General features: G+C 61.7%; 7 protein-coding genes. 4 read left to right on the forward strand and 3 right to left on the reverse strand.

Annotated features, from left to right (window positions below; all coding sequences use genetic code 11):
- The first annotated feature begins 282 nt into the window (after positions 1–282).
- Together Q322_RS0114190 and Q322_RS23460 are read left to right on the forward strand one after the other, a co-directional pair.
- Complete coding sequence (locus Q322_RS0114190) at positions 283–2,979, forward strand: AfsR/SARP family transcriptional regulator (protein WP_084148000.1); 2,697 nt, start codon at positions 283–285, stop codon at positions 2,977–2,979.
- A gap of 74 nt (positions 2,980–3,053) precedes the next feature.
- A complete protein-coding gene (locus Q322_RS23460; protein WP_156953066.1) occupies positions 3,054–4,508 on the forward strand; it encodes a S8/S53 family peptidase in 1,455 nt (484 codons plus the stop codon).
- Here the strand turns inward: Q322_RS23460 and Q322_RS0114195 are convergent.
- Together Q322_RS0114195 and Q322_RS0114200 are read right to left on the reverse strand one after the other, a co-directional pair.
- Complete coding sequence (locus Q322_RS0114195) at positions 4,489–5,331, reverse strand: alpha/beta fold hydrolase (protein ID WP_034418661.1); 843 nt, start codon at positions 5,329–5,331, stop codon at positions 4,489–4,491. The two genes, Q322_RS23460 and Q322_RS0114195, sit on opposite strands and share 20 nt — an antisense overlap.
- On the reverse strand, positions 5,331–7,127 hold the full coding sequence (locus Q322_RS0114200; RefSeq protein ID WP_029478570.1) for an acyl-CoA dehydrogenase: 1,797 nt from the start codon (positions 7,125–7,127) through the stop codon (positions 5,331–5,333). Before Q322_RS0114200 ends, Q322_RS0114195 begins: the two co-directional genes overlap by 1 nt.
- 142 nt (positions 7,128–7,269) lie before the next feature.
- On the opposite strand from Q322_RS0114200, the gene Q322_RS0114205 reads away from it, so the two are divergent.
- Entirely contained in the window at positions 7,270–8,244 is a 975-nt protein-coding gene (locus Q322_RS0114205) for an NADPH:quinone oxidoreductase family protein (RefSeq protein ID WP_029478571.1), read from the forward strand.
- Complete coding sequence (locus Q322_RS0114210; RefSeq protein ID WP_034418663.1) at positions 8,241–8,699, forward strand: MerR family transcriptional regulator; 459 nt, start codon at positions 8,241–8,243, stop codon at positions 8,697–8,699. The genes Q322_RS0114205 and Q322_RS0114210 overlap by 4 nt, the downstream gene beginning before the upstream one ends.
- Before the next feature lie 155 nt (positions 8,700–8,854).
- On the opposite strand, the gene Q322_RS0114215 is transcribed toward Q322_RS0114210, so the two are convergent.
- Positions 8,855–10,327: a replication initiator protein A gene (locus Q322_RS0114215; RefSeq protein WP_245593264.1), complete on the reverse strand. Its 1,473-nt coding sequence runs from the start codon at positions 10,325–10,327 to the stop codon at positions 8,855–8,857.
- Positions 10,328–10,412: the final 85 nt, after the last annotated feature.

Consider the following 10,412-nt stretch of genomic DNA (forward strand, 5'->3'; position numbering starts at 1 on the left):
GGTGTGGGCTGCTGATCCGGTGAACGTGGTTGCGGACGGGCGGAACGGCGAGAGTGGCTTTTTGAAGCGTCCCCGTGCTGTCTTTCGCTGTTCTGAAATGACGTTAAAGGCAGGCCCGTCAAGCGGGCGTTGCGAGATTCCGCACAATTGACCGCGATGTGATTACAATGAGGATCATCAGTTGACGGGGCAGTCAATCCGCCGCTATTTCGGGCCAGTCCAGCCACCGTCACCCCCAGCCAGAACCCCCGTAGGAAACAATCAAAAGGCGGTCCACAGCGCATGTCCCTCATCCATCGCTCCGCTTCCGAGTCCTCTTCGCCTTCCTCGCAGGCCGCTGCCCCCGGCTTGACGCTGCGCCTGCTGGGCGAGGTCAGACCCGTCTGGCAGGGCCGCCCGCTGGGCCTGACCGCGCCCCGGTTGCTGAGGCTACTGGCGTACCTGCATCTGCATGGCCCCGCCTCCCGCGAGGAACTGGCCTGCATCTTCTGGCCGGGGCGCGGCGCGGCGCATGTGCGTCAGGCGCTGTACACCTTGCGGGGGCTGCCGGGCGCGGAAGAATGGCTCATAGACGGCCCGACGGTGACAGTCCACGCCCGCAGCGATCTGAATGAAGTCTGGCACCATCTGGGACGGCAGGATCACGGCCCTGCACTGGAACTGCTCCGTCCCCGCACCCCGCTGCTGGGCGGCCTGTTCAGCGGAGCCAGTGCGGAGTTTGAGGACTGGCTGGAAGGGCAACAGGCGGCGTTGGACAGGGCTTATCTCAGCGCCCTGCTGGCCCATGCCCAGGCGTTGGAGGGCGGCGGCGAGCGTGACCAGGCCCACGACTACCTGCGCCGGGCGCTGGACTTGGACCCCCTGGACGAACGCCCCTACCGCGCCCTGATGACCCTGGAAAGTGCCGCTGGCCGCGTGGCCGAGGCGCTGGAGGTCTTTGAAACGTGCCGTCTGACCCTGCGCCGCGAACTGGACGCCGAACCCCAGCCCGAAACCCTGGCCCTGCTGCGCGACCTGGAGGCCGAGAGCGGCGGCATCAGCGGCAACCACAGCCGCGCCCGCGTGGTGGGAGCTGCTGATCTGCCCTTTGTGGCAAGTGGCCCGCTGTGTGGCCGCAAAGAGGATTTGGAAGCCGTCACGGCGCAGCTCCTCACCCAGAACCGCGCGTTGATTCAGGGGCTGGCAGGCATGGGCAAATCCCGGCTGGCGTGGGCGATGGTGGCCCAGATGCTTGAAGAAGATGAGGCGTCACGCGCCCTGTGGCTGGAGCTGAACGCCGACGCGTCCGAAGTGCTGCTGCGCGCGCTGCTGGACGGTCTGGGGCTGCGGAACCCTGCGCCCGACGCTGCCGCCATCGCCACCGCGCTAAATGAACACCACATCCGCCTGATCGTGCTGGACAACGCCGCCAGCAGTTACGCCCTGCACTCGCTGCTGGCGCACCTGCCGCCCACAGTGACGGTGCTGGTCACGTCACGCCAGCGTCTGCCCCGGCTGCCCCGCGTCTCGCTGCACCGGCTGGCGCGGGCCGATTCTATGGCGCTGGTGCAGGCGTATCTGGAAGAGGGCAAAGAAAACCAGGAAGACGCGGACCTCCCACCCCCGGATTCCTACACGCTGGACGCCCTGTGCGCCGTGCTGGGCGATCACCCGTATGCGCTGCGGCTGGCCGCGCTGACGCTGGGGCAACAGAGCGCACCCGGCGCACGCGAACTGCTGGCCGCGCTGAGTCTGGCTCCTCTGAGTCTGGCCCCGGACGCCCACGGCGAGGGCCAGAGCGTGGCTGCATTGATTGAGCAGAGTCTGGCGCTGCTGGACGCCCCGGCCTACGAGGCATACCTGGGCCTGGGCAGCCTGTTTGCGCCGCAGACCACGCCGGAGCTGCTGGCCCTGGCCCTGCGCCGCGACGCCGCCGACACCGAAACCGCCCTGTATTCCCTGACCGACCACGGCCTGACCACCCGCGACACCCGCTCCGGCTCCGAGACCGTGGTGTACCGCATGCACGAGCTGACCTGGCACGAGGCCCGCGCCCACCGCGCCCTGCACCCACACGCGGTCTTGAAGGCCACCCGCGACTTTGCCGCCCAGTACACCCAGACACCCGATCTGCTGAACCATGAAGTGCCGAACCTGCTGGGTGCGGCTGGCCTGGCCCACCGCCAGCACCCGGCAGAACTGCCCGCCCTGTTCTGCGGCTGGCTGCGCGGGCCGTACATCGGCGCACGCGGCTTTCCCACCGCGCATCTGCCCCTGCTGGCCGAAGCAGTGCGGGTAGCTGAGGAGGCGGAAGATTGGGAGAAGGCGGGGGTGCTGAGTGGGAAGTTGGGAGATGTCCAGCAGGCGCTACTGGGGGATCAGCACGCGGCGATTGATCAATATTTGAAAGCGGCGAGTTATGCGGAGAGGGTGGGGTTGGCAGCAAAGCAGGCCACCGCACTGGCAATCGCAGGGGTTTTGCAGGCGCTGAACCACTTACCCGAAGCTGATAGTACGCTGGAAGATGCCGCACACATCGCCCAGCAAAGCGGCGACGCACTGATTCAGGGGCGGGTGCTGGAAAAACAGGGGGTGGCCCATGCCATGCGCCAGAATTTCACGGCAGCACGCGACTCACTTCAAGCCGCCCGTGAAACCTTGCGCCCACTGCTTGCGCCGCAGCATCCGCAGCTTCAGGAAGCGCGGGCCACCCTGATCAATGTCACCAGCAATCTGGGACAGGCGCATCAGCGGTTGCGTGAGCTGGATACAGCCCTTGCCTTGAAGCGGGAGGCTCTAGACCTGGCTCGTGAGAGTGACGAGCAGTTTGCAGCAGCTAGCAGACTTGCAGACATTGGGGAGGTGCTGGGCCTTATGGAACGCTTCGAGGAGTCTCGCGCCGCATTACAGGAGGCCACTGGATATTTCCGCGAACTCGGCGCTACGGCACAGGAATCCGCCGCCCGCAATTTGCTCAATGCGTTGCCACAGCCAGCCTGAACAGGTGGATTTGACGGGGACTTGACGCCCGCTCTGGCACGCTCTGGGAGGAGGGAGACACGATGAGAAAGAGGATGCTCTACCGATTTTTCACATATTTTGGACTTTCAGCGATTTTTTTAGGATTGGGCAGTAGCCTTAAAGCTCAAAATGGGAAGACAAATTTAGACCCGCCACTTGCGCCAATGAGATTTAACCTTTTAGAACCTGGGGGTAAGGGTGAACCTCCGACGAAGAGTGATAAGGTATTTACCAGAACGGACAAAACTACGTACTGCCCATTCAGCGCTTTTGAGGCACCCGGACAAGCATGGAGCGCAGGATTAACAACTGGTGGCATAACCTTTAAAACCGACACCCGCTACTCCGATAGTATAATAGATCCAATATTTGGTAAGATACAAATATCTAATCCAGTTAATAGTAATAATCAAGCTATGATTATCGTTATTGACCACTTCTCTTCAATAACGGTCAAAATGGATGAAGATGGGCCTGATGGTAGTGATGCTCCTATTGAATTTGAGTTAATTCACGGCAATCTCGTAATTGCTCATATGCGTGCATTGCTGGAGAACATTGGCTTTCAAGCGTATAAAGGTCAAACAATCGGTCTAAAACGTGGTTCGGATACAATTAAAATTTTCCGATCTGAAATATTTGATCCAGGCACGGATATTAACTCGCAAAAAGGCATAGGTACGAAACAATTAGTTAAGAATTTAGAAAATGCGATCAAGGGGGCCGAAAGCAGTAGGATTGTCATTAATATGAGCTTCGCCCTATTGCCATGCGAGGTTATAACTAAATATAGGCTTATTAGAGATAACTGGAATAAAGTGAACAGAAGATATACGCTTAGAAACTATCTGGACGATTATAAAAAGCTACACATTCTAACTGATAAACAAATTGAAGATCTTTTGACGAGTGTCCCAAATGATGAGCCTTTCAAGGACTGGTTTACTAAAACCTTACCAAAGCTCAGGAGAAATGCGCCAGTAGTACTGGTGGCATCTAGCGGTAATTTTGGCTTGGATTACCCGACGGCACCCGCATCTTGGACAGAAGTAATTAGCGTAGGGGCAGTAAAAAAGGATGGTAAGGCTGTAGGGATTGTTGATCCCGTCACAAGGGATCAAGAACCCAACTGGTCAGATCGGGCCGATATTAACGCTTACGGAGAATGGTTCAGACTGACTTCGACACAGATACGAAAATTCTGCATGGATTGGGAAATTTGTATTGCAAGTGACATAGAATCGAATGGTAATATGCCGTCTCGCTACAATAACTTCGGATATCGAGGAACTTCTTTTGCAGCACCGTCTGTAACAGCAGTTCTAGCAACCCTAAAATCGGATAGCGCGTGCTTCAAACCAACAGTTCTAGGCACACCTACACACACAGAGACGGGCTTCACTCCAGTTATAAAGCAATACCCAGCGGACCTACAACACCCAAAAGTTCCTCAAAAACCACCGAAGAATTACTCATTCAACGAGAGTTTTATAGCATCTTGCCGTTAACTCCCTCAATAAACCCCATAACCCTCCGGTTAAACTCCTCCGCCCGCTCCACAATTGGAATATGCCCGGTGCCGGGGTACGTAATAAACTCCGCGCCGGGAATGTGGGCGGCCAGATATTGCCCATTCTCGTAGCGCACCAGCGGATCGGCGTCGCCGTGAACCACCAGCGTCGGCACATGCAGTTTTTCCAGCTCGGCGGTCACGTCATGCGTGCGCGTGGAGCGGGCCTGGCGAGCGTAGCGCTCCGGCGTCAGCGAGCGGTAGCTGGCGTTGGCGGCAATCGCGTCGGCGGCCTGCGGATGGGCCTCCAGAAAACCGGGGGCCATGATCAGGCCGTAGGTGCGGCGGGCGCGTTCGCCGGGGGACAGGGAGAAGTCGGGGCGCAGGGCTTGCAGGCCCGCCTCGTCTGGCCCCACATGGCTGGCCCCGCCCGCCGATGTGGATACCAGCGTCAGGCTCTGCACCAATTCCGGCCAGCGCGCCGCCAGATTCAGCGCGATAAACCCGCCCATGCTGAGGCCCACCACATGCGCGGGCGCGGCGTTCATGGCCCGCAGGAAGGCGGCGGCGTCATCGGCCTGATCGGCGGTGGAGTAGTCGGCGTCGGCAGAATCGCTGTCTCCAGTATCGCGGTGATCCATCGCCAGGGCGCGGTACGTCTGCCCGAAGACCGGGAGCTGCCCGCGCCAGGCCAGGCGGTTGCTGCCCAGTCCGGTCAGAAAAAGGACGTTGCCCTGCGGGTGTTCGGGGCGCACCTCGTCGTAGGCCAGCGTGCGCGTGCCGATGTTACACAGGCGCGGTTCGGGAATTTGCTGGGTCATTAAAACCACTCCGATTGCATTTCTGAGGTGGTGGCATCGGCGCTAGCGAGCAGGTCCGCGTGCGCTTTGACCCTGGGCAATTCATGGGTGGCGAAGAAGCGGGCGGCCTGCAATTTGCCGTGGTAAAAGTTGGCGTCGTCCCCCTTGGCGTCCGGCAGGGCGCGGGCGGCAGCCGCAGCTTGCCGCAGCCACATCCAGCCCACCACGGTATGCCCCAGCATCTCCAGCGCACTGTTGGCATTTGCCAGAAAAAGGTCCGGGCCAAGGTCCACAGCTTTGCCCAGAATGGCTTTCAGGGCGCTCTGATTCTGCTCCACGGCGGTTTTCAGGGCGGCGCGAATCTCATCCAGTCCGTCCAGACCTTCGGAGGCTTGCAGATCGGCCTCCATGTGCGACATCAAAACCTCCAAGCCGCGTCCGCCCGCCTGCGTGAGCTTGCGGCCCAGCAGATCGTTGCCCTGGATGCCTTCCGTTCCCTCGTGGATGGGGTTCAGGCGGTTGTCGCGGTAATACATCTCTACCGGGTAATCACGGGTGTATCCGGCCCCGCCCATGACCTGAATCGCGTCGCTCAGCGCCTCCTGGCTGTACTTGCTGGGCCAGGATTTAACGATGGGCGTCAGCAGGTCCAGCAGCAGCGAGGTATCCGCGCGGTCCCCCTCCGGCCCGGTTTGCAGGTCATCCACGAGACTGGAGGCGTAAAGGCCCAGCGCCAGACCGCCCTCCACGAAGGCTTTCTGCCGCAGCAACAGCCGCTTCACGTCTGCGTGACCGATGATCGCAATGGCGGGGCTGAGGGGGTCCTTATTGCTGGCGGCGCGGCCCTGTGCGCGTTCGCAGGCGTAGTCCAGACTCGCCAGATAGCCCGCGTAACCCAGCATTACCGCGCCCATACCGACGCCAATGCGGGCCTCGTTCATCATGTGGAACATCTGACGCAGGCCCTGACCAGCTTCGCCCACCAGTTCGCCCACCGTCTCGCCGCCCTCGCCGAAGTTGAGTAGCGTGTTGGTGGTTCCCCGGTAGCCCATCTTGTGGTTCAGGCCCGCCAGCACGACGTTGTTGCTCTCGCCAGGGGTGCCGTCGTCATTGATCCGGTAGCGCGGCACCAGAAAGAGGCTGATGCCCTTCACGCCTGCTGCGCCGCCCTTAATGCGTGCCAGGACGAGGTGGACGATGTTCTCGCTCAGCTCGTGTTCGCCGCCCGAAATCCACATCTTGCTGCCGCTGATGCTGTACGTCCCATCTTCTCTGGGCATGGCCGTGGTGGTGATGTCGGCCAGCCCGGACCCGGCGTGCGGCTCGGAGAGGGCCATTGTGCCGAACCAGCGGCCCTCCACCAGCGGCAACATGTACTTTTCCTGCTGCTCCGGCGAGGCGAATACGCGCTGCAAATTGGCGTTGCCGATGGTTAAAAAGGGGTAACCGCTGCTGCCCACGTTGGCCGCCTGAAAGTGCGCCTGCACAGCCTGGGTCATCACCCACGGCAGTTGCAGGCCGCCCAGTTCCTCGTCGTGGTGGGCGCTGAAAAATCCGGCCTCGCGGAAGGCGCGCATGGCGTCCCCCACCGCTGGCAGGAGCTGCACCTTGCCGTCCACCACATGTGGCTCGTTCAGATCGGACTCGCGGGCGTGGCTGGCGAAATACTTATCGGCCACGTTGTAGGCCAGATTCAGCACGTCCTCGTAGACCTCGCGGCTGTGATCGGCGAAGCGGGGACGTTCGGGCAGGGCGGCGGTGTCCAGCACTTCAAACAGTTGAAAGCGCAGATCTCGTTTATTCAGAAAGGGGGCCATTGCGGTTGCTCCTTGATGGAAAGGCCAGAATCGGTCGGGGAATCGGCCAGGGGGGTGTCCGTTTGCGTCTACTTTGAACGTTGACGTTAATATAGAGCATTCCACTCGCCGCCCCGTCCCCACTCCCCAGGAGGTTCTGCCCATGCGCGCCCTGATCTGCCAAGCCTTTGACCAGCCCGAAACCCTGACCGTCCAGAACCAGCCCGATCCCATGCCCAACGCCAATGAAGTGGTGCTGGAGGTCAAGGCAGCGGGGGTGAATTACCCCGACGCGCTGATGGTCATGGGCCAGTATCAGATCAAGCCTCCCTTGCCCTTCGTGCCGGGTGCGGAGGCGGCGGGCATCATTTCTGCTGTTGGGGAGGGCGTCAAGCACCTGAAAGTCGGGCAGCGGGCGGTGGCCTTTAGCGGGCTGGGCGCGTTCGCCTCACACCTGAAGGCGGACGCAGGAGCGGTGATGCCGCTGCCGGACGGGATGGATTTCGAGGTGGCCGCAACGCTGCCCCTGGCTTACGGCACCAGCATGCACGCGCTGGTAGACCGCGCCCAGCTCAAGGAAGGCGAGACGTTATTGGTACTGGGCGCGGCGGGCGGTGTGGGTCTGGCGGCGGTCATGATCGGCAAGGCGCTGGGCGCACGGGTCATCGCGGCGGCGGGCAGCGACGAGAAGTTGCAACTGGCCCGCAAACACGGCGCGGACGAAGGCTTCAACTACGCCACCGAGGACCTGCGCGAACGGGTCAAAGCCCTGACTGGGGGCAAGGGACCGGATGTAATTTTTGATCCGGTGGGGGACAAGTACGCCGAACCGGCCTTCCGCAGCATCGGCTGGGGCGGGCGCTACCTGGTGATCGGCTTCGCGGGGGGCAAAATTCCCAGACTCCCGCTGAATCTGCCGCTGCTCAAGGGTGCCTCGCTGGTGGGCGTATTCTGGGGCGAATACGCCAGGCGTGACCCGGCGGCCAACGCGCGCAATCTGGCGCGACTGGCGGGCTGGGTGATGGACGGCACGGTTAAGCCGCTGGTCAGTCAGCGTTACTCTCTGGAGGACGGCCCACAGGCCATGCGAGATCTGCTGGAACGGCGCGTGACCGGCAAGGTGGTCATCACGCCTTGAGCGGGCCATCCCTTTCGCCTGAGCAGACCACCTTGTACACCACCGCCGAACTGGCGCGCGAGGCCGGGGTCACGCGCCGCACGGTAATGCACTACGCCGAGCTGGAACTGCTGAGTCCAGACCTGACCACGGCTTCAGGGAGAACGCTGTACGGTCCGTATTCGCTGCGACTGCTGCGCGACTTGATCGACCTGCGCTCCCTGGGTATGCCGCTGGACGAGGCCCGCGACATGGTGACGCTGCGCCGCGCCACCCACGATCTGGCAGGCAACCGCCGCCGCGACTGGAAGCGGGAGGACGTGCCGCTCAGCGACGAGCGTTTGCAGGCCCTCCAGACCCGCTTGCGTGCCATCAACGCGGCCTACGAACGGCAGGCCGACAACCTTGCCCGCCTGGACCGCTGGCTGACCAAACGGTTTACCGGGGAGAGCAGAAAAGCGGCGGAAAAGAGTTGATCATTTTCTGGCGAGTGTTTCAAACAAGCGGTGACCACGGCAGGAAACCGGGCGTCTTGACCTCACGGGGCTTTGCTCGTCACGTGACGAGCAGCTCAGTTCACGCGATCTCTAGAACCCCAATCGCCTGAGTTGTCCGGTAGTCTGCGGTTCCCTTACTGATCAGTCGCCCCGGGGTTCGTCACCTGAAGATGGCCTAGATGTTGAAGCAATTCGGCAGTGAAGGTCTCCAACTGGCCTTCCACTTTAGCCCTGGACGCCAGCCGGGTCACCTCCTGCGGGTCCGGCTGGCCGATGATCATGCCCATACGCAGCAGGGCATACTCGCTAACGCTCAGGCGCTCACGGAGCAGAAATTGCAATGTCTTGAGGGCCGCCTCCACCTGCGCTTCCAGCGGCTGCGGTTCGTCGGTGGCCTCCACCAGCGTGGGCATGTTGGAGGCGGGCGGGCTGCCTTTCTTTTTCGTGGCCTTTTCTTTTAACGCGTCCGGCTCCGGGTATTTGTTGTCCTGATCGCGGATGATGTCCACCAGCAACGCCGAGCGGTTGCGGGCTTTGAAGCCGCTGGCGAGCAACCGTGCGAACTTCGACAGTCGCTGCTGCACATGTGCCTCGCCGTATTCCTCGATCAGACGGCGGGCCACCGCCCCCGACACCCGGTACTCGGCCAGCTCCACGATCAAGGGGCTGTCGGGCAGCGTGGACTCTTCCTGATCCGCCAGATCGGCGAAGCGGTAGGTAAGCTGCTGCGTCTGGCCCCGGCCCTCATATTCCACCGCGCTCAGGTACAGGCGCTCGATCAGTTCCTCATGCGCGCCCTGAAGCGTCGAGCGAATCTTGTTGCTGCGGCGGTCCACGATCTTGCACGCCTCGGCCCAGTCGATCAGGTTGACCGTGAAAGAGGCCAGCGGCTCGCGTGGGTCCTCTGGCGGGTAGCGCCGCGCGTCCAGCAAGCGGTACAGCGCGCGGGTCAATGGGCGGTCCAGACTGGTCAGAAATTCCAGATCCAGCGGCTTGGTGTACTGGGCGCGGATGGATTTGGTAATCGGCGTCGCCAGCCGGATCTTGAGGGTACTGCTGCGGCTTAGGCCCAGGTCCTCGTCGCCACTGGTGAATTCCAGCGCCTCCAGATAGTTAAAGGTCACGGTGGTCCAGTTGCCTCGCCGGTGGTCCCGCCATGCCTCGGAGGCGGTGTAGGTGGAGGTCCGCAGGCGAAACAGGGTCTGGCGCAGGTTCTGGTAGTACCGCCCAGAATCGTGCAGGCCAGCGCGTTTCAAGATCTGGTAGGCGGTGGTGTGCAGCGTGCCGTCTTCGGGGCAGCCGTCTTCCACGTACAGGTCAATCAGCGCCGTGGAGATGTCTCCATCGAGGCCGTGCGGCACGCCGCCATATTTGGGAATCGCGTCGCAGCTCAGCCGGGCCGGGCGGCCCTCCACATGAAAGTCGATGGTCCAGGACGTAAAGCTGTCTGGCACGCGTTCCTGAATGCTGATCAGGCCCAGCCGCCCCACGTTGGCCTCGTCGATCCGCGAGATTTCTTTCGGTGAAGCCGGTCTGGGTGCCGGGCTGGTTTTCTGGGAACGTTTGGTGCTGGTCAACGCCATGTCCTCCCGGTTGGGTTTATGCATAATACCTGCCAATGGGGCCCCAAAACCACTACCGTACTACTCAGGCGATTCTGGTTTTGGACTACCGGACAACTCAGGCGATTGG

Source organism: Deinococcus frigens DSM 12807 (assembly GCF_000701425.1).
Lineage (GTDB): Bacteria > Deinococcota > Deinococci > Deinococcales > Deinococcaceae > Deinococcus > Deinococcus frigens.